The sequence below is a fragment of the Peterkaempfera podocarpi genome, assembly GCF_042466665.1.
Taxonomy (GTDB): Bacteria; Actinomycetota; Actinomycetes; order Streptomycetales; family Streptomycetaceae; genus Peterkaempfera; species Peterkaempfera podocarpi.
Genome location: NZ_CP162102.1, coordinates 7,947,001 through 7,971,148, shown reverse-complemented (window position 1 = coordinate 7,971,148; position 24,148 = coordinate 7,947,001). Strand labels below are relative to the sequence as shown.

At 70.8% G+C, this 24,148-nt stretch carries 16 protein-coding genes and 1 pseudogene; 13 read left to right on the top strand and 4 right to left on the bottom strand.

Annotation, left to right across the window (positions count from 1 at the left end):
* Positions 1-37 precede the first annotated feature (37 nt).
* The 3 genes from AB0761_RS34730 to AB0761_RS34720 all read left to right on the top strand — a co-directional run bounded on the left by AB0761_RS34730 (position 38) and on the right by AB0761_RS34720 (position 6,206).
* Positions 38-1,066: a LacI family DNA-binding transcriptional regulator gene (locus AB0761_RS34730; protein WP_377273234.1), complete on the top strand. Its 1,029-nt coding sequence runs from the start codon at positions 38-40 to the stop codon at positions 1,064-1,066.
* A 419-nt stretch (positions 1,067-1,485) separates the two neighbouring features.
* A complete protein-coding gene (locus AB0761_RS34725) occupies positions 1,486-4,329 on the top strand; it encodes a hypothetical protein (RefSeq protein WP_377273233.1) in 2,844 nt (947 codons plus the stop codon).
* Between the two features lie 92 nt (positions 4,330-4,421).
* Complete coding sequence (locus AB0761_RS34720) at positions 4,422-6,206, top strand: CocE/NonD family hydrolase (RefSeq protein WP_377273232.1); 1,785 nt, start codon at positions 4,422-4,424, stop codon at positions 6,204-6,206.
* 212 nt (positions 6,207-6,418) lie between these two features.
* On the opposite strand, the gene AB0761_RS34715 is transcribed toward AB0761_RS34720, so the two are convergent.
* A complete protein-coding gene (locus AB0761_RS34715) occupies positions 6,419-7,504 on the bottom strand; it encodes a glycoside hydrolase family 19 protein (RefSeq protein ID WP_377273231.1) in 1,086 nt (361 codons plus the stop codon).
* Between the two features lie 698 nt (positions 7,505-8,202).
* Here AB0761_RS34715 and cutA point away from each other — a divergent pair.
* Positions 8,203-8,526, top strand: a complete 324-nt coding sequence (gene cutA / locus AB0761_RS34710; RefSeq protein ID WP_377273230.1) for a divalent-cation tolerance protein CutA — start codon at positions 8,203-8,205, stop codon at positions 8,524-8,526.
* 285 nt (positions 8,527-8,811) lie between these two features.
* Here cutA and AB0761_RS34705 read toward each other — a convergent pair whose 3' ends face one another.
* Entirely contained in the window at positions 8,812-9,468 is a 657-nt protein-coding gene (locus AB0761_RS34705) for a hypothetical protein (RefSeq protein ID WP_377273228.1), read from the bottom strand.
* 1,973 nt (positions 9,469-11,441) lie between these two features.
* On the opposite strand from AB0761_RS34705, the gene AB0761_RS34700 reads away from it, so the two are divergent.
* The 5 genes from AB0761_RS34700 to AB0761_RS34680 all read left to right on the top strand — a co-directional run bounded on the left by AB0761_RS34700 (position 11,442) and on the right by AB0761_RS34680 (position 16,076).
* Entirely contained in the window at positions 11,442-11,966 is a 525-nt protein-coding gene (locus tag AB0761_RS34700) for a PadR family transcriptional regulator (protein WP_377273227.1), read from the top strand.
* Positions 11,963-12,649: an ABC transporter ATP-binding protein gene (locus AB0761_RS34695; RefSeq protein ID WP_377273226.1), complete on the top strand. Its 687-nt coding sequence runs from the start codon at positions 11,963-11,965 to the stop codon at positions 12,647-12,649. Before AB0761_RS34700 ends, AB0761_RS34695 begins: the two co-directional genes overlap by 4 nt.
* Entirely contained in the window at positions 12,646-14,871 is a 2,226-nt protein-coding gene (locus tag AB0761_RS34690) for an FtsX-like permease family protein (protein ID WP_377273225.1), read from the top strand. The genes AB0761_RS34695 and AB0761_RS34690 overlap by 4 nt, the downstream gene beginning before the upstream one ends.
* Positions 14,872-15,070: 199 nt before the next feature.
* The gene (locus AB0761_RS34685) at positions 15,071-15,250 is read left to right on the top strand and encodes a DUF6191 domain-containing protein (RefSeq protein WP_377273224.1); all 180 of its coding nucleotides are present in this window, start codon (positions 15,071-15,073) and stop codon (positions 15,248-15,250) included.
* A gap of 475 nt (positions 15,251-15,725) precedes the next feature.
* Positions 15,726-16,076 carry a hypothetical protein gene (locus tag AB0761_RS34680; protein ID WP_377273223.1) on the top strand — a complete coding sequence of 117 codons (351 nt, stop codon included), beginning with the start codon at positions 15,726-15,728 and terminating at the stop codon, positions 16,074-16,076.
* 162 nt (positions 16,077-16,238) lie between these two features.
* On the opposite strand, the gene AB0761_RS34675 is transcribed toward AB0761_RS34680, so the two are convergent.
* A complete protein-coding gene (locus AB0761_RS34675; RefSeq protein ID WP_377274482.1) occupies positions 16,239-16,676 on the bottom strand; it encodes a glutaredoxin domain-containing protein in 438 nt (145 codons plus the stop codon).
* 346 nt (positions 16,677-17,022) lie between these two features.
* Between AB0761_RS34675 and AB0761_RS34670 the strand changes: the two are divergent.
* Together AB0761_RS34670 and AB0761_RS34665 are read left to right on the top strand one after the other, a co-directional pair.
* Positions 17,023-18,295 (top strand): annotated as a pseudogene (locus AB0761_RS34670) (APC family permease).
* Positions 18,296-18,679: 384 nt separating this feature from the next.
* Positions 18,680-19,426 (top strand): hypothetical protein, encoded by a 747-nt coding sequence (locus AB0761_RS34665; protein WP_377273222.1) that lies wholly within the window; start codon positions 18,680-18,682, stop codon positions 19,424-19,426.
* Between the two features lie 193 nt (positions 19,427-19,619).
* On the opposite strand, the gene AB0761_RS34660 is transcribed toward AB0761_RS34665, so the two are convergent.
* Complete coding sequence (locus tag AB0761_RS34660; protein WP_377273221.1) at positions 19,620-20,321, bottom strand: class I SAM-dependent methyltransferase family protein; 702 nt, start codon at positions 20,319-20,321, stop codon at positions 19,620-19,622.
* A 397-nt stretch (positions 20,322-20,718) separates the two neighbouring features.
* Here AB0761_RS34660 and AB0761_RS34655 point away from each other — a divergent pair, with 397 nt between their 5' ends.
* On the top strand, positions 20,719-22,779 hold the full coding sequence (locus AB0761_RS34655) for an MMPL family transporter (RefSeq protein ID WP_377274480.1): 2,061 nt from the start codon (positions 20,719-20,721) through the stop codon (positions 22,777-22,779).
* 59 nt (positions 22,780-22,838) lie between these two features.
* Positions 22,839-24,122 carry a sensor histidine kinase gene (locus AB0761_RS34650; RefSeq protein WP_377273220.1) on the top strand — a complete coding sequence of 428 codons (1,284 nt, stop codon included), beginning with the start codon at positions 22,839-22,841 and terminating at the stop codon, positions 24,120-24,122.
* The last annotated feature ends 26 nt before the right edge of the window (positions 24,123-24,148 follow it).

The window sequence follows — 24,148 nt, the reverse complement described above, 5'->3', positions numbered from 1 at the left end:
CTCATAACGGTGCGCGGTGACAACGAGGAGTGACCGGATGAGCCCAGCACGGGGTGGGAACGCCGCCGGGAGCCGCCCCAAGCGGCCGACCATGGTCGATGTGGCCAGGGAGGCAGGCGTGGCGCTGCGGACCGTCTCCCGCGTGGTCAACGACGACCCGACCGTGGGCCCCGAGTACGCGGCCAAGGTACGGGCCGCGATCACGGCGCTGAACTACCGCCCGGACGAGCGGGCCCGCCAGCTGCGCACCGGCGTCACCGGGACGATAGGCGCCGCGGTCCGGCGCATCGCCGAGGCCAACCCGGAGCTGGCGGCCATCGAGCAGACCGCCCGGGCGTCGGGGCTGACCCTGCTGGCGGCGTCCACGGACTTCGAGGAGGCCAGAGAGCGGGAGATTCTGGCCTCCATGTGCCGGCAGCGACTCGACGGCATCATCGTCGAGCCGTTCGGCGAGAACCACGGCTATCTGCAGCCCGAACTCGACGAGGGCATGCCCATCGTGGCGATGGACCGGCCGATGGGCGGCATCTCGGCGGACTGCGTCATGTCCGACAACGCCTCGGGCATCGGCATCGCGTTCCATCACCTGAGCCGGCACGGGCACCGCCGCATCGCCTACGTCGGCGACCGCGAACAGGTCTACTCGGGACGGGAGCGCGCGGCGGCCTTCCGCGCCGCGCTGAGGGCCCACGGGCAGCCGATCGAGGGCCTGGTCCACCCCGGGGAGATCACCCCCGAGCGGGTGGCCGCGGTCCTCGACATCGCGCTGCGCGGGCCGGAACCGGCAACCGCGCTGGTCACCGGCAGTATGGACACCACGCTCACGGTGCTGCGGGTCCTGGGGACCGAGGCCGCCTCACGGCTGGCCATCGTCGGCTTCGACGAGGTCCCGCACGCCGAGCTGCTCAAGCCGGCTCTCACCGTCGTCGCCCAGCAGACCACGAAGATCGGCCAGACCGCGGTCGAGCTGCTGCGCGCGCGGATGGCCGACCCCGCCCGGCCGGTGCAGACCATCGTCGTCCCGCTGACGCTGAAGGTCCGCGGCTCCGGCGAGATCCCGGCCTGAGCCCCCGGCGGATCGCCGCCCCCGTGCCAGAACCCTTGACACAGCCCCGAACCGCCCCCAACCTTTCGCGATAACGTTATTTCAACGCGGCCATCCGGTCGATCCTGCCCACGCGACGGGCGGGCCCTGCGTCTCCCTCGGGCCCCTCCGGTTGCGGTGACGGTGACGCCTGGGCCGACCGCACGACCTGTCGCTGCACCGCCGGCCGGTGCAGGTGTCCGTACGCCGCAGCGCGCCGTCGTGATCAGCGGGACCGATCACCGACGCGCCGGCAGGTCCTGATCCCCAGCTCCGCCGACCGCTCCTCTCGGCACCGCACGGACACCCCACCCCGCCACAAGCGACGTCCGTCTCCCCCACCCCAAGCTGGATGAGAGGTTCGGTCGATGAAGCTCGAGGTACGCCTCAGGAAGCTGCGCGTGCAACCCCGAAAGGCCGTCAGCGTCGCCACGGTCATCGGACTCGCCTGCACCGTGGTCACCACCGTCCTCACCCACCCCGCGCTGGCCGACCCGGTCACCGCCAACCAGGCCTGGCGGATCGCGCAGCAGTACACGGGCGTGTGGACCAGCCCGCCGACCCAGCTGACCGGCGGCGGAAGTGTCGATGCCCCGCTGCTCGGCAACGGCGACATCGGTGTCGCTGTGGGCGGGTCCATCAACAACCAGACGCTGTACGTCGGGAAGAACGACTTCTTCTCCGCGTCCAGCCATGCGATCAAGCCGCTGGGCCGGGTCGTCCTCAAGGCCCCTGGGCTCAGCGGAGCGTCCTACAAGGTGGTGCAGGACATCGCCCACGCCGAGGTCGACGGCACCTACACACTGAGCGGTCAGACGCTGACCACCAGCAGCTGGGTCGACGCCGACGCGGGCCTGCTGGTCACCTCGTTCGCGCTGGCCGGCGGCAGCGCCCAGAGCATAGGCGTCACGCTGCAGAACGGCTCCGGCGGCGCCCCCACGGTCACGACCACGGGCAACGATCTCGACGCGGACGTGTACGCGGACACCGGGTCCGGCAGCGACCCGCACGCCCGGATGGCCGCCCGGATCATCGGCCAGTCCCAGACGGTCTCCGGCAACACGCTCAACATGACCCTGCAGCCCGGCGGCACGGCCACCCTGGTCACCGGGATCGTCTCCAGCATCGACAACTCGTCCTGGCAGTCCGCTGCCGACGCCCTGGTCCAGAACCTCACCCAGACCGATGTGAACAACCACAACGCCTCCCACCGCGCCTGGTGGCAGAGCTACTGGTCGCAGTCGTACGTCGAGATCCCGGACAAGTCCGTGGAGAAGAGCTGGTACGGCTCGCTCTACCTGCTGGCCTGCGTCTCACGGTCCGGCAAGTACGCCCCCGGCCTGTGGGGCAACTGGATCACCGGCAACATGAACTGGAACGGGGACTACCACACCAACTACAACTACGAGGCCCCGTTCTACGCCGCCCTGTCCACCAACCACATCGCGCAGATGGACGCCTACGACCAGCCGGTCCTCGACTGGCAGTCGGCGGGCCAGGCGCTGGCGACAGCCAACGGCTACAGCGGCGTCTACTACCCGGTGGGGCTGTCGCCCAAGGGCACCAGCGCCGACACCAACCTGCACAACCAGAAGTCGAACGCGGCCAACCTGGCCAGCGACATGGTGATGCGCTTCGAGTACACCGGCGACACCGCCTACGCCAACAAGGTGTACCCCTGGCTCAAGCAGGTCGGCCTGTTCTGGCAGAACTACCTGACCTGGGACGCCGCCAACAACCGCTATGTCATCAGCAACGACGCCCCGCACGAGGACCAGAGCTACCCGCAGACCAACTCCGGGATGTCACTCGGCCTGGTCCATCTGCTCCTCCAGGGCCTGATCGACATGAGCACCGCACTCGGCCAGGACGCCGCCACCCGTACGACCTGGCAGAACATCACCTCGCACCTCAGCGCCCTGCCGACGATGACGCTGAACGGCCAGACGATTCTGCGAGAGACCGAGGTCGGCAGCGACTTCATCAACGACGGCAACGACATCGACGCCCAGGCCATCTACCCCGGCGGCCTGGTCGGACTGGACAGCGACAGAACGCTGCTGACCACCGCACAGAACACCGTCGGCGCGCTCACCAACTCCTGGCACGGCGGGAACGCTCCGGCCACCTTCTACGCCGCCGCCGCCCGGGTCGGCTACAACGCCGCCACCATCATGAGCAACCTGGACAACGAGGCCACGTCCCAGAGCTACCCGAACATGGCCGTCCACCACGGCGGCGGCGGCATCGAGAACATCAACGTCACCACGTCGGGCCTGGACGAGATGCTCCTGCAGTCCTTCCAGAAGGACATCAAGTTCTTCCCCGACTGGCCGGCGAACACCAACGCGAAGTTCGGCGACCTCCTCGCCTACGGCAACTTCGCGATCTCCAGCAGTATCTCGGGCAACGCCGTCCAGTACGCACGGGTCGTCAGCCGGAGCGGCGGCAACCTCACCTTCACCAACCCCTGGTCGGGCAGCGTCGAGGTCTACCACAACGGCACCGACGCCGGCACCATGTCCGGCTCGAAGATCACCGTGGCGACCTCCGCGGGTGACACGCTCGACCTGGCCCCCGCCGGTACCCCGCTCGCCACCATCCAGAGCGAGCTGACCCAGCCGCTGCAGACCAGCCCCGGCACCACCAGCAGCAGCTTCAGCTCGGGCTTCGAGTCCGCCGACCAGGCGCCGACCTGGACCAACACCGTGGACACGGCCGGCGGCGGGCTGGCTTCGGTGACCGGGCTGTGCTGCGGACTGACCGGGCCGGAGGCGGCCGTGCGTACCGGTGAGACCTCGCACACCGGCAGCGGCGCGCTGATGTACTCCGGATCCGGACAGGGCGGCAGCGCCGTCCACGCCTATATGGAGGTCTACGACCTCAGCGGCAGCCCACTGGCGATCGGCGGCGGCAAGACCCTGAGCTATTGGATCTACCCGCAGAGCAACGCCACCACCACCTGGGTGGCGGCGGGGTCGGGCAACAGCAGTTGCGTCGCCGTCGACATGGTCTTCACCGACGGCAGCACCCTGCGGGATTCCGGTGCGGTCAACCAGAACGGTGTGAACGTCCACCCCGCCCAGCAGTGCGGGCATCTGACCCTCGACACCTGGAACCACATCACCGTCAACCTCGGCACCGGCAACGCCAACAAGAAGATCGGCCGGATCACGGTCGGCTACGACAACCCCAACTCGACCGGAGGCTACCGGGGTTACATCGACGACCTGAGCATCGGCTGACCATCGACGGATGACCCCTAGCCGATGACGCTCGGCCGATGGCCCTCGGCCGCTGACCGTCAGCCGCTGACCGACACCAGGAAGGTGCCGTCGTGCATCACCCGCACCGGGACATCGACCTCCGGGTCGACCTCGAAGCCACGATGCGCGACGGCACCGTCCTGCGCGCCGACGTCTACCGGCCTGCCGGCAGCGGGCCGTGGCCGGTCCTGCTCGCGCGCACGCCCTACGGCAAGCAGGACCCCGGCGTGCTCGCACGCCTCGACCCCGTCGCGGCCGCCCGCCGCGGCTACCTGGTCGTCGTCCAGGACTGCCGCGGCCGTTTCCGCTCAGACGGCCACTGGCAGCCGCTGGTGCACGAAGGCGCCGACGGCTTCGACACCGTCGCCTGGGCCGCCCGCCTGCCCGGCGCGGACGGCCGCGTCGGCATGTACGGCCCCAGCTATCTCGGACACACCCAGCGCGCCGCCATGGCGGCCCATCCGCCCCAACTGCACGCCGCCGTTCCCGAACTCACCTGGGCCGACCCCCACAACGGCCTGCTCAGCCGCGGCGGCGCCCTGGAACTCGGGCTCCTGACCCACTGGACGCTGACCCTCGGGTTCAACGTCCTCGAACGCCGCCACGCCGACCGCCCCGCGGAACTTCGGAGGCATCTCCCCCTCCTGAACTCGGCCCTCGACAACCTGGCCACGCATACCTACTGGGAGCTCCCCGCCCACGACCTGCCCACCGTGCGCCGCCTCGGCCTGCCGGCACCCGCAGTTCCCCGACCGCACTCCGCAGCGCACGTAACAGCACCCCCTGCGGCGAAGGCCCGCCGCCCTGAACGCGCCGTGCCCACACTGACCGTCGCCGGCTGGTTCGACTGCTTCCTGCAGGGAAGCCTCGACAACCACCTCGACGCGCGCCGCTCCGGCGCGCCGGCCGCCCTGATCGTCGGGCCGTGGACGCACTCCGACCAGGGCAGACTCATCGGCGACACGGACTTCGGCCCGGGGGCCGACGCGGCGGCGATCGACGGCGGCGCCTCCCTCCTCGTACGGCAGCTGGACTGGCTCGACCGCCATCTCCCGCGCGGGGCGCCGCCCGCACCGGCTCCTGTTCCCTCGGCAGCCGAGCCGCCGGTGCTGTTGTTCGTCATGGGTGTCAACCGCTGGCACCGCCTGGAGAGCTGGCCCCCTCGGTCCACCGGCCTCTCCTGGTACCTGCACACCGACGGCACACTCTCCCGCGGACTTCCGGCCCCGGATGCCCCACCCGGCGTCTTCCGGCACGACCCGAACGACCCCGTCCCCACGCGGGGCGGCGCTCTTCTGATGGCCCCCGAGTACCCCGCCGGGCCCGTCGACCAGCATGACGTCGAGCAACGCGCCGACGTCCTCGTCTACACCAGCGAACCCCTGGACGCTCCGCTGGAGGTGATCGGCCGCGTCCGGGTTCACCTGGCCGCCGACTCCACCGCACCCACCACCGACTGGATCGCCCGGCTCTGCGACGTGACTCCGGACGGTGTCTCATGCAACGTCACCGATGGCATCCTGCGCACCTCGCCCGCATTCCCCGCCGCCAACGGCCCCCCGCCGCCCCCGGAACACCGGATCGACCTGTGGTCCACCGCTCATGTCTTCCTGCCGGGCCACCGCATCCGCCTGCAGGTCGCCTCCAGTTGTTTCCCTCGCTGGGACCGCAATCCGGGTTGCCATGACAGCGCACCGGACGACGGCGTGCTGCCCGCCGCCCGCCAGACCGTCCATCACGACGCGGCGCGCCCCTCGCGTCTCGTCCTGCCCGTGACACAGCTACGGGCACCCGCACTGCCGGTGCATGCGCCGCGCACCGATCCGACGGTCGGCGGGAGCGCACATGCCGACTGATCAGATCCAATGACGATGTCGAGGCGCCACTCCGCGACTCAGTGCGCAGGTTGTGGCGGTGAGTCGCCGGGACCGCCAGCTGCGGTGAGCGCCTGTTGACCATCGAAACCGGCGATGACGGACGGCCCGGGGAAGACCGGCCCATGCATCGCGCGACATCCCGCCCCCGTGAAGCGGGGACGGGACGTCTGGCTGAGCCGAGGGGTCGGGCCTCAGCAGGAAAGGTTGTTGCCCGCCGGAACGCCCAGGAGGGACGTGAACCTCTGGTAGGCGTTGACGCGGTCCTGCACCTCGGCGGGGTTGCCGCCGTTGCACTCGATGCTGCCGTTGATGCTGCGGATGGTCTCACCGAAGCCGGCACCGTTGACCATGGCGTTGTGCGGGGTCATCGTGCCGGGGCCGGACTGGGTGTTCCAGTACCACAGGCCGGTCTTCCAGGCGATGGCGGAGTCGGTCTGCACGAGGTTGGGGTTGTCCAGCAGGTCGATGCCCAACGAGTCGCCGGCCGCCTTGTAGTTGAAGTTCCAGCTCAGCTGCATGGGCCCGCGGCCGTAGTACGCCGACTGTCCCGCAGGGCAGCCGTAGGGCTGGCCCGTGTCGCAGTAGTGCGGGTAGTTGGCGGTGTTCTGCTCCACTATGTAGACCAGACCGCCGGTCTCGTGGCTGACATTGGCGAGGAAGGCCGCGGCCTCCTGCTTCTTCACCGTGTCGCTGCCGGTGTTGGCGAAGCCCGGGTACGCGCTGAGTGCCGCCGTCAGACCGCTGTAGGTGTAGAAGGAGTTCCGGCTCGGGAACATCTGGTTGAACTGCGCTTCGCTGACCACGAATCCACCGGCCGGCGGCGGGGTGGTGCCACCACCCGAGCAGGTGTACGGGCTCCAGTACCAGGTGCTGATGGTCGGGTCGTAGCCCGGGTTGTCGTGGGTGGCTATGTAGTCGAGACCGTTGGTGTACTGCACGATGTCACCCGTGACATAGGCACGGCCCGCGACCCAGGCCGGGTAGCTGCAGCCGCCGGTGCCGCCGGTCGATCCACCGGTGCCGCCACTGCCGCCGCTGCACGCACCCTGATCGGCCCAGACGTCGGCGGCACCGGGCGTCTCGCCCTGCGTCCACCATTTCGCGGACCAGTTGTGGCTGTTGTACGAGGCGGTCATGCCGCCGGTGTAGACCGAGGACGAGTTCCAGGCAGCGGCGCAGTCCGCCGCTGCGGCGGGGGACGCCATGGGGACCAGAATCGCCAGGCCCACGATGGACGCAAGCGCGGCCAGGAACGCAATAAGACGTTGTCTCGACACGTAACCACTCCCTGTGGGGGGTTCGAGTGGGGTCGAGGAACACTCTCGTATTGGTCTGGACCTGTCAAGGCCTGCTGTCAGTGGGGCTGCTTCCGCGCCCAGCCGATGTCGACCCCTGCGAGCTCCCCTCCCCCACGCGCGGCGACCGCCCGATCGGCCGCACTATGCACCGGGCACGGCCACGTCCGATACCACCAACCACCTTGTGAAATAGGGTCTCTGACGTTTCATTGCCGGGCTCGTCCAACGCGGACGAGCGGAGCTGGATCTGCGACGGTGAGCACAGCCCCAGGCAGAGCCCGCTCGATGACCACCTGCCGCCCGGCCGCCGGGCCGCATTGGAGATCTGCCTTGGCTGCGCCGAGCCGGACACCTGAATCCTGGGGCGGCAGCGGCGACGAACAGCGCCGGGAACGCTTCTGCTCGGGAAGAGTCCATGAGGTAGCTCGGGCCGGCGACCGGGCCAACGCTGACGCACTGCCGACTGACCGCTCACTCGACGCGGGCTTTTGAAGCAGGACCGAGATCAGCACAGTTTCCGTGGTGCGATTCATGGCGCCGCGGGAGCCCAGCAGATGTGCGTGCGGGCGCTCATGGGATCGAGCTTTTGGGCTACTTCATAGCGTGCTGGCAGTGTGGGGAGGACGAGGGGTGAGTGCCGCAGGCTACTCTCGGAGCCCACCGACCAGGGAGGTCACATGGCCGAGTACATCACGGTACTGACGACCACTGACACTGCCGACCGCGCCGAGGAACTGGCGCGGGCCGCAGTCGAGGCGCGGGTCGCAGGGTGCGCGCAGATCGACGGCCCCATCCGGTCCGTGTACTGGTGGGAGGGCGCCGTGCAGGTCGACATGGAGTGGCGGGTGCTGTACAAGCTTCCGGCCGACCGGTTCGACGACCTGGAGCGGATCATCAAGGAGACGCACACCTACGAAACACCGGAGATCATCTCCGCCGACATCGAGCGGGGCAGCGCTGAGTACCTGGCGTGGCTCGACGCAGAGACCGCCCCCCGCTGACCTGCGCCGACCGCAGCTCCTCCCACAACTGGCAGCCCGCAGCCGCCCCACGAACACATCCAGGGTATGGATGTCGCCGCCAACCGGATACCGGCCGTGGAAACAGCGCACTCCGCGGGCGCGGCGGTGATCGCCGTCATCGCACAGGCGATGACTCGCATCCCGTCGGGCAGGTCGCATGAGGTCATCACCCGCAGGAGAGGGTGGCGACCTCACGCAGAAACCGTCCCGGTCCTGGCACCGGCCCCACCTGGGTCCAAAGGGCGTCAGCTCGTACGGCTCCCGTCACGAACACGAGGCGAGTGCGGTTGTGAGCGCCGGCGCCGCAGCCCTGCTCACCGGGGCATCCATGTCCAAGGCGTCGGGGATGGGACTCCGGCGGTAATAGCTGGGACCCATGAATTTCGCCAGCGCCGTCCAATAGGCCGGGTGGGAAGCGAACGCGGCCACATTCAGCCCCGTCAGCATGCCCGGGTCGCGCCCCACCCTCTTCACGGCGAGCGAGACAGTGTTCTCCCCAGGAGCGTGGTCACCGCTGGTGGCAGCGGGAGCCGTCTGCGCAATCCTGAGGTAGGTGTCGGCAGTCACCGCCGCCACCGCCTTGACGATGACGTCGAGGGACACAAGAGTCGGGTCCTTCTTGTTGCTCTCGGCCAGTACCTTGGCCGTGAGGTTGAACACGATCGACGATGCGATCTCGGCCGGAGCAACGTTGGTTCCGGCGCGAATCACGAGTTTGCCGTGATTGTCGACCGAGGCCATGATTTTGGAACTTGGTGTTCCCGACTCGACCACGGTGACCCCCGCTGCCTCAGCCAGGCCGGCGGGGAGGAGCTGCAGCGCATAGTCGGCCTGACCGTCCGTCACCTTCGGGTATGTCGCCTGCACGGCCGAGACATCAGGAAGCGCGACCTTACCCGCAGCGCACAGCCCGGCGGCCACGGCGGATGGTGAACTCGAAGCAGTGGGTGGTGAACTCGAGTCGGCGGAAGAAGACTTGTCCGGTCCGCAGGCGGCAACCATGACCAAGGCCGCCGCCGCAACGGCACATCTGAGACAACGATTCAGCATTCGACGCCCCCCAGCTGACTGCGCCACTTCGCTGGAGCGCAGTGGCCCGACGTTCTCAATCCCCGACAAGACCGTAGCAGTCAGACCATTCGGATGAGCACAAAACCTACACATTACCCACGGTCGCCAACCCGCCCTCGGACGACACCCACCCCGCGGGGTCGCCCCGAAAGGGGGACTGCGCCTCGGTCCGCTGCAGCTCTCCGATCAACCCTCGGTCGTCGCGGACGCCCGGTCCTCGGCCGACCGGCAGGAACGCAGCCGCCAGACCCGCAGCGGAGAGAGCAGCAGCCGAATACCCGAAGCCATGCAACCTTTCACCCTCTGTCCCGCATCAGGGCCGGGAACTCGGTGAGCTGGCCGCCTCGGCCGCCCCCGCAAGCGGCGTCGACGTCACCATGGCGGCACGGGTCAGCAGAGGGCGGCTGCGCCGCAGGCGGTTCTCCGCACTCGGCGCCGTGGCGGCCTGCGCGGCGGCAGCCGTTGTGGTCACTCTGCTCCCGTCTCCGGCCGACCGGACCCCGACACCCGCGCCGGCCGGGACGCACGCCCCGACAGCCCCCGCCCCGACCGCCCCGGCCTCGGGCACGGACCCTGCGGCCGTGAATGCGTCCTTCGGCTGGCTCCCGGCGAACTTCGCCGGTGTCAACTACATGCCGGCGGACGGCGGTCCCGGCGGCATTCTCCTGCGCGGTCCGGGCCTTCCGTGACTCGCAGGTGCACCCCGCCGGCCCGGTCGGGCGGTGCCGCCGAGCCAGCGGGGGCGAAGGCCGAGGAGCTCAGCGGAGCCGCACGGTCACTGTAGGCGACCAGCGGGTGCACCGTGAGGAACCGAAGACGGGCTTCTGGCAGTACTGAGCCACGATGGTCATGGAGGATCCACCTGGGGCGTTGATGGTCCAAATACGGTCCAACCCCACGGGAACCTTCACCTGCGAGCCTGTGCCACTGCGCAGCTGGTAGAACTCGCCCGGCAGGCCTGGCGAGTACCCGCCGTAGTAGATGGCGACCTTGCCGGTGCAGGAATTCCAGCGCATTCCGACATAGGGGCTGTCGGGGTACTTGAACGCGACAGGGTCACTTCCGGTCGCGCTGCCGAGCCGCGACGTGCCGTCACGTATCGTGCACTGTGCGGCTTGGGGGACCGACACGTGTGACGTAGGCGCGGGCTTCGCTGTCGCGGGAGCGGCCGACATCAGCGAGCCAAAGGCAAGCGAGACGGCGCAGAGGGAGATTGCGCCGGAGTATCTGGGGGGAATTCTCATGGGACCACCCTCCTCGTGCTGCTCGGGGCGGGACACGGTGAGCGGATTCCTGGCGCGGCTCTGAGACTGCTGTTGTATCAGCTCGCGCTCGGACGAAAAGTTTCAGTGATCAGCGGCCGTGAGGCCTCGCACTCGATCCCGGGTCGGACAATGCCGCGAATCCCGCCGGTGCTTCTCGACCATTTTAAGCTGTGCCCGGCCGCGCGGCACCTCTGTCGCCGCGCCACCGGAAGCGCCATGGCCGATCAGGCGGACCGCCGTCGTCGCCGCGCGGCCCTCTTCGCCTCGGCCTGCTCGCTACGTCTCACGAGCGGCGTCTGGAGCACTGTCGCCGGGTGCACGGCCGCGGCAGGGAGCACCCCGGGCAGTGGGCGCGGGCGGCGGCTCGATGCCGGCGGGTCCGGCTCGCGGAACACAAGTCGGCCGCCGGGGCGGTGTGGTGCCCGGCGCCTCGCGACCGCGGGGTGAGGCCGGATGGAGCGAGGCGTCTCCTTCCCGGAGGCACCCGAGGGCTTGCAGCGCAAAGCGTATTCTCGGCGGCTATACACTCAGGGTGTACTTCTGATGTACAGTCATCTCATGAGTGTTCCTTTGACGCTGCTGGGGCTGCTGGAGCGGGAGCCGAGCCACGGCTACGACCTGAAACGCGACTACGACGCCTTCTTCGGCCGCGGCAAGCCGCTGCCGTACGGCCAGGTCTACGCCACCCTCGGCCGGCTGGCGCGGGACGGCAAGGTCGTGGCCGGCGAGGCGGAGCCCGGCGCCGGGCCCGAGCGCAAGCGCTATGTCATCACCGAGAACGGCGCGACGGAGTTCGAGACCTGGCTCACCGAACCGGTGGCCCCCGAGCCCAACCTGCAGACGGTGCTGTTCACCAAGGTCGTGCTCGCCCTGATGCTCGGCCGGGACGCCGAGCAGTACCTCGACACCCAGCGCGCCGCCCATATGCAGCGGATGCGCGAGCTGACCGAACTCCGGCGCACCGGCCAGCTCGTGGACGCCCTGCTCGCCGACCACGGACTCTTCCACCTGGAGGCCGACCTGCGCTGGATCGACCTGACCACGGCCCGCCTGGACGCCCTCGCCGAGGCGGTGCGCCCATGACCGCCCTGATAGAGGCCCGCGACCTCACGCTCGCCTTCGGTGAGACCCCCGCCCTGCGCGGCGCCAGCCTTGCCGTCGAGGCCGGCGAGGTGCTCGCCGTCATGGGCCCGAGCGGCTCGGGCAAGTCCACCCTGCTGCACTGTCTGGCCGGCATCCTCACCCCCGACTCCGGCGAGGTGCACTTCGACGGCCGGCGCATCGACGCCATGAACGAGGCCGAGCGCAGCGCGCTGCGCCGCGACACCTTCGGCTTCGTCTTCCAGTTCGGCCAGCTCGTCCCCGAGTTGACCGCCGAGGAGAACGTCGCCCTGCCGCTGCTGCTGTCCGGCACCCGCCGTGCGGCCGCGCTCGCCGAGGCCCGGCCGTGGTTCGCCCAGCTCGGGCTGGACGGGCTGGAGGGTCGCCGCTCCGGCGAACTGTCGGGCGGGCAGGCGCAGCGCGTGGCGCTGGCCCGCGGCATGGTGGCCCGGCCGAAGGTGCTCTTCGCCGACGAACCGACCGGCGCGCTCGACTCGCTCACCGGCGAGCAGGTGATGGAACTGATGGTCGCAGCCGCCCGCGAGCACGGCACCACCGTCATCCTGGTCACCCATGAGCCGCGGGTCGCCGCCTACGCCGACCGGGAGACCATGGTGCGGGACGGCAAGGCAGGCGCGCTCTCAGCCGGACGGATCGCCTCGTGATCGGCTTCGCACTCCGCCTCGCGCTCAGCGGCGGCCGGCAGGCGGTCGCCCGGCTGGTCATGATCGCCACCGCCGTGGCCATCGGCGTCGGGCTTCTGCTCTCGACGTTCGCCGGCATGAACGCAGTCGGACGGACGAACCAGCGTCAGGTGTGGCTCGACACCGGCGCCGCGACCCGTACCCAGCAGGCATCAGCTGACCCACTGTGGTGGTGGCCGCACGACGACTACTACGACGGCCAGTACATCACCGAGGTCGATGTCGCCGCGACCGGCCCGGCCTCTCCCGTCCCGCCCGGCCTCGCGCACCTGCCTGCGCCGGGCGAGTACTACGCCTCCCCGGCGCTGGCCAAGCTGATCCGCGACGCCCCGGCCGACCAACTGGGCGACCGCTTCCCGGGCAAACTCATCGGCACCATCGCCGACACCGCGCTGCCCTCCCCGGACACGCTGGCCGCCGTCATCGGCCGTACCCCGGCCCAGATCAAGGGCGCGCCCCTGGCGCGAACCGTTACCTCCATCGCCACCGCCAGACCGGCCACCTGCGACAACGCCTGCTTCGACCAGGGTGTGCGCGGGGACGCCATGACGCTGATCCTCTCGGTGGTGGCCGCTGCACTGATCTTCCCTGTGCTGATCTTCATCGGCACCGCCACCCGCCTGTCCGCCGCCACCCGCGAGCAGCGGTACGCGGCGATGCGGCTGGTCGGCGCCACCCCCCGGCAGGTGTCGCTGATCTCGGCCGTGGAGTCCACGCTGGCGGCGGCCGCCGGGACGGCGGTCGGCTTCGCGCTCTACGCCGCGCTGCGCCCACTGGTCGCCACCATCCCGCTCACGGGCCAGCGGTTCTTCCTCTCCGACCTGACGCTCAACGCTCCGCAGGCCCTCGGCGTCGCGGTCGGCGTGCCGCTGGCGGCGGCCGTCGCGGCACGGCTGGCGCTGCGACGGGTCACCATCTCCCCGCTCGGCGTGACCCGCCGGGTGACCCCGCGCCCGCCGCGCGCCTGGCGGCTCATCCCGCTGCTGGCCGGCCTGGCCGAACTGCTGTACTTCCTCCACCGCCGCCCGACGACCGGGAACGGCCAGGCGGCGGCCTACCTCCCGGGCTTCCTGGTGGCCATGGTGGGCCTGGTGATCGCCGGGCCGTGGCTGACCATGACCGTCGCCCGGGCGGTCGCCCGGCGGACCCGCAGACCGGCCACCCTGATCGCGGTGCGCCGGCTCGCCGACGACCCCAAAGCCGGCTTCCGCGCGGTCAGCGGCCTCGTCCTGGCCCTGTTCGTGACCACCGCGACGGTCAGCATCATCGGCACCATCAACCTCCAGCGCGGCTCGCTCGACGGCGACCGGCAGACCCGGACGGTGGTGGAGACCGGCATGCTCGGCGAGGCGCCGCTGGCCGGGTCCGTCCCGGCGCGGCTGCTCACCGAGATCCGGACGATGCCGGGCGTTCGGGGGCTGGCCGTCGCCCACCAGAACCCCGACGGCATCGACAAGGACCCGAGGCTTCCCGCCCGGGATGCACCAGCGCTGGTGACCTGCTCCGACCTGGCCCAGATCCCCATGGTGGGCCGCTGCACGGCCGGGGCAGGCATCACGGCCGTCGACTTCTTCTCCCTGCTCGACCTGCAGTCGCACCCGGCGGTTCAGTGGCCCGCCGCCGCGATCAGCCCGGACGCGTTGGCCAAGCTGCCCGTGCAGTTGGTCTACGTGGCCACCGACGGGTCGACGCCGGTCATGGAACGCGTGCGGACCCTGCTCAGCACCGCGTATCCGGACCACCGGGCCCGTACGGTCGGCGACGAGAACACCCAGTTCCAGAAGGAGCTGACCGGTTGGCGGCAGTTGGCGGACGTGGTGCTGCTGACCACGCTGCCGATCGCGGGCTGCAGCCTGGCGGTGAGCGTCGTCGGGGGGCTGTCGGACCGCAGACGCCCGTTCGCGATCCTGCGGCTCACCGGCGCACCGCTGCGGCTGCTGCAAGCCGTGGTCGGCCTGGAGAGCGCGCTGCCGCTGCTGGCGGTCTCGGCGATCGCGATCGGCACCGCTTTCGCCGCGTCGGCGATGTTCCTGACCTCGCAGATGCACTACGGCCTGGTGTCACCCGACGCGGCCTACTATGCGATGGTCGCGGGCGGACTGGCCGCCGCGCTCGGCATCATCGCCTCCACCCTGCCCCTGCTCCGACGGATCAGCGGCCCGGAGTCCGCCCGCAACGGCTGACACACACCTTCTGCCCCGACCCCGGACGCGGCGGGCGTCCGGGGTCGGGGCAGAACTCCCCTCGCACCGCAGCTCACTCCTGGTCGGGGTCGGGCTGCCATCCCTGGTCTACAGTCGGGAGCATGATGATGCACACCTGTTCGCACCATCCGCCTGGCCTGCGCCGGACACCCCGGCCCCATCACGTCGGTGTTCTCCGGTGAGCATCGTCGAAGAGGTCTTCTTTCCGAGCGCCCGCCACCGGCAGGAGGAGCGGGAGCGTCTGGAGTGGACCCGCGACGACGAAGGCGAGGGCGATCCCTACCGCGGACCGGTCGACCTCGACAGCGGTACCGTCCACATCAGGATCGGCCCGAAAGCGGCCGGGCCGAGGCAGTGACGTCGAGCCAGTGACGTCGAAGCAGTGACGTCACGGCCTGCCACCCTCGCCACCGCCCCACAAGAAGACCCCAGCCGAAACGCCGCCCTTTGCTGCTGGTGACACGCGGTTCACCCGCGTCAGCCGCTCCTGTCGTCGGGACAGCCGCAGACCGTTCGTACCGGTGACGAGGTACCCGGTAAACGCCGGTGCAACGGTAGTGATCGCGGCGCCCACGGGCGGCAACGACAACGGCCCATACCTCTGGGAACCCGCCCAGCGAGCGAGGTCGATCACTGCGCCGCGCTGAAAAGGGGCGGCCGGTCGGCCCGCGTGCAGTGACAGCGCTCCGGCACCGTCGGCCGGAAGGCACGAGGAGGCCCGCACCTCCAAGGGTGACGAGTTCGGCAGTACGGCTTGTCGCCCGGCGATTTCGGCCCGCGCGGTGTATCGCCGTCCTGCAAGCGGGGTATGGAGAGCCGCGAGGGGGCGGGGGATGAAGAATATGCTCAGGAGACTCGCGGAAGCCACCTACGTCGCGCTGATCGCCGGTCTTGCCACGGCCGGGGCCATCAGTGAGAAACCGGTCTTCTACCTTCTGGCGGTCGTGCTGACGCTGCCCTTCGGCGCCGCGGCGCTGCTGGCGATCTACGGGGCCTATGCAGCCCTCTCCGGGATCGGCCGGATCTGGGCTCCCGTCACCCGGCCGGACGGCAGCGAAGCCGGCTGGCTCGGCACGGGAAGCGCGACGGTGAACGTCATCCTCCTCGCAGCCGCCGCGCTCGCCGATGTCGTACTCCTGGAACGGGTGCTGCGGTCCCGGCGCCTGGCCCGGTCCCACCGCTGAGCCGTCGGCCACCCCTCGGGTGGCATCGGTGGCCGGAGTCCCCCGGTGGCGCATGCCGAACCATGGCGTGGCTCGGGCTTATGAGCAGGAGCGGGCACTGCCGGTGCGGCTGAGGGCCTTTTCGGAGTCCTCGGGCGCCCCTCCCCTACGGCACGCTTCCGTTCACGCGGAAGGACGGAGCTGTTCGCGCACCCATTCAGGGCTGGGGTTGACATACGGCCGGCCCGCCACGACGACAGTCGGCACGGTCTCATTGCCGTCGTTGACTGCCCTCACCGCTGCCGCCCCAGCCGGGTCACTCCAGATGTCGACCCAGTGCAACTCCCGGGCGCTACGGCCCAACCGGAAGCGAAGACGGAGGCAGTACTTGCAGCCCGACCGCCAGAAGACGACCGGCCGGCCGTCGACCGCGCTGCGGCGTTCTGCCTCCGACGCACCGATCGACCGGGGGAAAACCAGGAGCGAGTGGACGACTGCGAGCAGCACAAACACCAGCAGGAGTGCCACGGCTGCGGCGAGACCCCTCGAGAAGATCAGCCCGGTCGCAACGACTGAGCCGCAGAGCAGAAACAGTATCGCCAGGGTCCAAGCGCGCATCATGGAGACGAAGGCTACCGTTGCCTCGGCGCTGTGATGGTTGCCATCGTTGCTCTCGCCACCTGCGGGCTTGAGTCCGCTGCCCGGCCCGGCACCGGACACGCGCCTCCACGATCCGATCTGGAAAACCCACTCCGAGGGCTGAGCACCGCTCAGAGGACGGAAGCGACGCGGTGGCGTACGGGCGGCCGGAGCAGGCCGACACGCTCGCTGAGCCAAGCCGGACCGTACTCGCGTGGTCCGCATCGCACCCCACAACCAGGCCGCGGATGGAGGCAGGTTCGGCTGCCGGACACCTCACTCCTCTATCGTGCGCCGAGATCGAGGGCCGTTGAGGAAAAGGGTGGGCATGGACAGTTCGGCGCCGACAGCCGGGGCGGAGCAGCTGCAACGACACCTGGGGGTGTTCGACGCGGTGGTGATCGGGCTGGGCTCGATGATCGGCGCGGGCATCTTCGCCGCGCTCGCCCCCGCCGCAGCCGCGGCCGCGGCCGGTTCCGGACTGCTGCTGGGCCTGGCGCTGGCCGGGGTGGTGGCGTACTGCAACGCGACGTCCTCGGCCCGACTGGCCGCCCGCTATCCGGCTTCGGGAGGCACCTATGTGTACGGGAAGGAGCGCCTCGGCGACTTCTGGGGCTATCTGGCCGGGTGGGGGTTCGTCGTCGGCAAGACGGCCTCGTGCGCGGCGATGGCGCTCACCGTCGGCTCCTATGTGTGGCCGGCCCAGGCGCACACGGTGGCGGTCGCCGCGGTGGTTGCGCTGACCACGGTGAACTACGTCGGCGTGCAGAAGGCCGCCTGGCTGACCCGGGCGATCGTGGCGGTCGTCCTCGCGGTGCTGGCCGCCGTGGTCACCGTCTGCCTGACCGGTTCCGCCCTCGACACCGGCCATTGGGCGATCGCCGCGGATGCCCGCTTCCACGGCATCGTGCAGAGCTCCGGGCTGCTGTTCTTCGCCTTCGCCGGCTATGCGCGGATCGCCACTCTCGGCGAGGAGGTCCGCGACCCCGAGCGCACCATCCCCCGCGCCATCCCGGTGGCGCTCGGTATCGCCCTGGTCGTCTATGCGCTGGTCGCGCTCGCCGTACTGGCGGTGCTCGGCCCTGAACGCCTGGCCCACACCGGGGCGCCGCTGGTCGACGCGGTCCGAGCGGTCGGCGTCCCGGGCCTGGGCCCCGGTGGTCCGCGCCGGGGCGGCCGTCGCCGCGCTCGGCTCACTGCTGGCGCTGATCCTCGGCGTCTCCCGCACCGTCCTGGCGATGGCCCGTGACCGCAACCTGCCCCATGCCCTGGCAGCGGTCCACCCGCGCTTCGGTGTGCCGCACCGCGCCGAACTGGCCGTCGGCGCCATCGTCGCCCTCCTGGCCGCCACCGCGGACGTGCGCGACGCGATCGGCTTCTCCTCCTTCGGTGTGCTCGTCTACTACGCGATCGCCAACGCCTCCGCCCTCACCCTCACCCACGACGAAAGGCGTCCCCTGCGGCTGGTGCCGATCGTCGGCGCGCTGGGCTGCGCCGTCCTGGCGTTCTCCCTCCCAGTGGCATCCGTACTGTGGGGAGCCGTGGTGATCGCGGTGGGCTCCGCCGCCTACGCCACACGCAAGGTCGCCGCTCGCGGCTGACCGGGTGCCGAAGGCCGGGCCGGTCGCCGAGCAGCAGCTCGCGGGCCGCCCCTGCCAGGGCCTGCCGGTCCTCCGCGAACGCCGAACGCCGCACGCGCGCCAGCCCGCCCCTCGGCATCGCCATCCGGTGGCGAATGCGGTCTGCATGCTCTCCCCGGAACCCTGATTGCAGCGCCGTCCGGGCAGAGACCCGCAGCAGCCCGCACGAGCTGTACCACCTGGCCTCCTTGGCCCCTTCACCCGGAAGGCCATGGGGGACCCACAGGCCCGCGAGAAGCCGACTTCACCGCTGGCAACCCTCTGCTACGCTCCGGCCGGCAACAGCGTTGGAGGCGGATGCGCACCGGCCCGCGACAAGCTGATTCGGTGTCATATGGGGGGTACATGAAGCGCATCCCTGCCGGGGTGCTGATAGGTCTCGTCCTGGCGGGATGCGGCGGCCCGGCTGCGACCACTCACCGGGCGCCATCGGCCACAGAGCCGTCTGTGAAGGCTGCCCCCCGCGGGACGGCAGCAGTTGAGCGGCATCCGGCCCCCGCAGTGGCGCCGACCGTCACCGTCTCCATCACCTGCGACTTCGATCACACCTACAGCTCGTACAGAGATGCATGGCCGGGGAAGTTCGCCATGTGCGACGGCACCGCCATCGGCACCATGGACGCAACGCAGGCGAAAGCCGTGAGCGTCGCCAACGACGCAGCCCCCGACCGTCTCCGCGTCCTGGGGGCTTTGTACGGCGTCTGCGCCGAGTCCGGTGCCGACGCCTGGAGTTTCCTCTCCCTTGTGACCCCGGACCTGGTCGGAGTAGTCAGGGGAGCGCTGATCCTCTGCCCCGATCATCCCGACCGCAACCTCATCAACAAGCTGCTTGCCGTCGCCGGGAAGCACAATCGGCAGGAGGCGGACGGACGCATCTTCGGTGAAGGCGAGTTCAGGGTCGGGCACGACATCAAGCCCGGCAGCTACTACGCCGAGGACGTCGAGAACTGCTTCTGGGAGCGCACCGACGTGAACAGAAAGCCGATCGCCGACAACTTCACCGAGAGGGCGAAACTCGTCCGGGTAACCATCCGGCCGAGCGACTACTCCTTCATCAGCGAGGGCTGTGGGCAGTGGCAGCCGCAGTCCTGAGGAACGTCTCCGGAGGTGGAATTCCCTCGGCCCACCTACCGATCGTCAAGCCGGTCGCATCCGCCCAGGCCTCGCCGGAACGCGGTCGCCGGCGCGCCCACCTGGTCCCCCTGGTCCGCGCCGAACGCGGTGTGCGGACGGCATCCTGGTCGAGCGGCCCGGGGCAGGCATCGCCTGAGCACACTCCACTCGGCTACCGCTCGCGGCGCTCGTGAAGCGTGGGCTCGCTGCGGCTGCCGGACTCCGTCGCGGCGGCCTGACGGAGCACGTCGTAACCGACGAACTCGAACAGGCGGGTGCCTCGGCGCAGCGGTTGAGGTGTGCCGAGGAACCGGTGCACACCGACCCCGAAGCCCGCGTCCGCCGCTGACAGCCACCGCCGCTCGAAGCCCTGCGCTTCGAACCATGCGCAGATCTGCGGTACTCGGTCGGGCGCGGCGCGGTGGCGGGTCCAGATGACGGTGCCGCCGGTCGTGCAGAGCTGACTGCAGGCCGCGACGGTGTGCTCGATATCCGCATCGGTGATGTTGCCGAAGACGCCACAGACCAGAACGAGTTCCGCAGGAGCCAGGTCCTGGTACTGGTCGATGAGGGCGGCATCGCCGGTGACCACCTCCACCTGCTGCAGTCCGGCCCGGCGAGCCCTTTCCGCGGCCGCGGCGGTGTTGCGTGGATCCAGCTCGACAAGCCTTGCTCGTACATCGTCGCGGCGCGCGTGGCCGGACAGAACGTCCAGAAGGTCGCGGCCTTCCCCGGCGCAGAGACTGATCACCTTCAACTCGCCGGCCGGGGCGTTGGACAGGGCAGCGTCGACCTGCACTTGAACCGTCCGCAGCCGTCGTGCCATCCACGAGTCGGCCAGGTCGTACTGATCGTGCCAGGCGCTCCAGTCCATGGGCGGACAGTACGGCCGCTCGCCCCTCGTGCGCGACGCAATTCCGGTCACCGGACAGGGACGCGGCCGTCCGAGGGCCGTCCCGATTGCTGACCCCGGACGCCAGGAACCAGGTGACCGGCCTGTCCGGAACCGGGGCATCGCGGAACGACCGGCGAGACCGTCGGGGCGGAGCAGCCCTCGGTGTACTCCCGCGGGAGTAACCGCCCGCACACCGCACCCCGCGCAGTATCGGCCGGCTCGCCCTGGTGCCGGACGAAACGAGGGCCTCGGGCCGGAAGTCTGGGAGGCAGCAGACAACCGAACCGGAGGGAGGCCCGCTGTGGGGGCCCCGATCACCGCAATCGTCGAGCCGACGCCGCCCACGGAGCGGCAGGGGAAGCGCCGAACGCGCACCGTGCTGCCCTGGGCGGTGCTGGCCCTGTGGCTGGCCGTGCTCGCGCTCGCGGGGCCGCTGGCCGGAAGGCTCGCGGACGTACAGCAGAACCGGGCGGTGGACTACCTTCCCGCCAGCGCGGACTCCACGCAGGTGGCGAAGGTGCAGGACGCACTGCCCGGCGGGGAGGCGACCGAGCTGGTCGTGGTGTACCACCGGGACGGTGGGCTCACCGGCGCCGACCGCGCCAGGGCGCAGGCGCAGATCGGCGAGATCGCCCGTACCCACCGGCTCACCGCGACTCCCACCGCCGTCCCGTCCAAGGACGGCACCACGGTGATGTACGCCGTCGCCAGCACCCAGCCGGGACAGGACGACGACGCGCGGACCGCCTTCGTGGACGACGTACGCAACGTCACCGACGGCGGCGGCGGCCTGACGGCCGAGGTGGGCGGCGCAGGGGCGTTGAACACCGATATGAAGGGGGTGTACTCCTCCCTCGACGGGCCACTGCTGTACACGACCGTCGCCGTGGTCGCCGTGCTGCTGATCCTGATCTACCGCAGTCCGCTGCTGTGGCTGCTGCCCCTGCTCGTCGCGGGCGTCGCCGACGGGGCCGCCATGGCCGCCGTCTACGGACTCCACCAGGCCTTCGGCATCACCGTCACCGGACAGAGCCAGGGCGTGATGACCATCCTGGTCTTCGGCGCCGGCACCGACTACGCCCTGCTGCTGGTCGCGCGCTACCGCGAGGAACTGCGCCGGATCCCCCGCCCGTACGAGGCCATGCGTGCCGCCCTGCGCGGCTGCGGACCGGCGATCCTCGCCTCCTCCGGCACGGTCGCCGCAGGGCTGCTGTGCCTGCTCGCGGCGGACCTCAACAGCAGCCGCGGGATGGGTCCCATCGCGGCGGTCGGGGTGCTGAGCGCACTGGTGGCGATGGTGACCCTGCTGCCCGCGCTGCTGGTGCTGCTGGGCCGCCGGGTCTTCTGGCCGCTCGTCCCGGCGTACGGAAGCCGGCCGCCGCAGCGCCGCGGACTGTTCGCCGCCATGGGTACCTCGGCGGCGCGCCGTCCGGCGGCGGTGCTCGCCGGCGGGGCAGTACTGCTGGGCGCGCTGGCGCTGGGGGCGCTGCATCTGCCGGGGAGCCTGAAGAACGAGGACGCCTTCACCACCGCGCCCGAGTCGGTGACGGCGATGCAGACCCTGGCCCGCGCCTACCCCGGCAGCGGCACCCAGCCGATCACCGTCGTCGCGCCCACCGGGCGGGCGGCCGAGGTGCTGGCGAAGGCCCGGACCACCAGCGGGGTCGCAACCGTCGAACGCGGGCGCAGCGGCGCCGGCTGGACCGAACTGTTCGTCACCGCCGAGGCCGCGCCGGAGACGCCCGGCGAGACCGCCACGATCAAAGCCCTGCGGGCCGGTCTGGACAGCCGCTTCGGCGCGTATGTCGGCGGGGCCAGCGCGCAGCAGATCGACCTGGCGGACACCAGCTCCCGCGACCGCTGGATCGTCGTGCCGCTGGTGCTGCTCTCCGTGCTGCTGATCCTGGTCGCGCTGCTGCGCAGCCTTGTCGCTCCGCTGCTGCTGGTCGTGGCGGTGGTCGCGGTGTGGGGGGCGGCGCTGGGCATCGGCGGGCTGCTCTTCGGACCGCTGCTGGGCTTCCGGGGCACCGACCCGGTGCTGCCCCTGCTGTCCTTTGTCTTCCTCGTCGCCCTCGGGGTCGACTACGGCATCTTCCTGATGCACCGGATGCGCGAGGAGTCACGGTCCGGTGCGGAGCCCGCAGCGGCGGCACTCACCGCGCTGCGCACGACGGGCGGCGTCATCGCCTCGGCCGGACTGGTGCTCGCGGCGACCTTCTCGGTGCTGATCACGATGCCGCTGGTCTCACTGGTCGAACTGGGTCTGGTCATCGCGGTCGGGGTGCTGCTGGACACCTTCCTCGTACGGACGTATCTGGTGACCTCCGCAAGCCTGGCGCTGGGGCGCCGGGTCTGGTGGCCCGGCCGCCTCAGCCGGGCGCATCCGGCGGGCGGGGCCACGATCGAGGTTCTCCCCCACCCCGCTTCCCGCCCTTGACGAACGCAGCGGCGCCCCGCACCTCCCGGCGGGGCGCCGGCGTGACGGAAGATGGAGCCGTGCCGCAGCTACCACGACATCCGCAACGCATCCCCGACACCCTCACCCGCGCCCTGGCACGGGCACCTCGCGCAGGCGGAGTGCACCGGGACGCCGTCCTTGCCGCGGGCGTGCTCGCGCTCCAGGTGGCGATGGCGTCCCTGCTCCCGGCGGACGCCGCCGGGCAGCGCCCGGACGCGTTGGGCTGGCTGCTGCTCGTCCTCAGTGCGGTGGCGCTGGTGGCCCGGCGGCGGGCACCGATGGCCGTGATGCTTGTGGTGATCGCGGCTGTCGCCCCGTACCACGCCATGGACTACCTCCACGACGCGGTGATCCCGGCGAGCCTGGTCGGGCTGTACTCCCTGGCCGTGGCCGGGCCGCCGCTGCGGACCTATGCGACGGTGGCGTCCGTCATCGGGCTCATGATGGGGGTGATGTCGGCCACGCCCCGGCAGCACGCGGCCGCCGACATGCTGCGCAGCGGCGGCTGGATCGTGGCGATGGCCCTGGTCGGGGAGGCGGTGCGGATCCACCGCAAGTACATCGCCGCGATCGTCGAACGGGCCGAACGCGCCGAGCGCACCCGGGAGGAGGAGGCCGCGCGGCGGGTGGCCGAGGAACGCCTGAGGATCGCCCGGGACCTGCACGACCTGCTGGCCCACAGCATCACCCTGATCGGCGTCCAGACCTCGGTGGCCGCCCATGTCCTGATGGCCGACCCGGACCGGCTGGACCGCACTGCCGTCGCCGCGGCCCTGGACGGCATCGCCGACACCTGCCGCGACGCCCGCTCCGAACTCCGGGCCACCCTCCAGGTGCTGCGCGGGGACGACGAGCGCGGCCCCCTGCCCGGTCTGTCCGCGGTCGCCGACCTCGTCCGGTCGGCGGAGGCCGCCGGGGCGCGGGTGGACCTGGAGGTCGAGGCCGCCGAGGTCCCGGCGGCGATCGGCGCGGCCGCGTACCGGATCGTGCAGGAGGCCCTGACCAACGCCGTACGCCACGCCGGCGACACCCGGGTCCAGGTCGAGGTCGCCCTCGACGGCGCGGCCCTGCGGATCTCCGTGACGGACGACGGCCCCTGCGCCGAAGTGGAACCGGCACCGGCCGACACCAGATGGCGGCCCTGGCGTGCGACGGCCCCGAAGCCGCCGGCCGCACGGCCCGACGCGGCCCCGGTCGGCTACGGCATGATCGGCATGCGCGAGCGGGTCCGCAGTGTCGGCGGCACTCTCTCCGCGGGCCCGCGCCCGGAAGGCGGCTTCACAGTCGCGGCCGTTCTGCCCGTGGCGGGAGGCCCGGCGTGATCCGCATCCTGCTTGCCGACGATCAG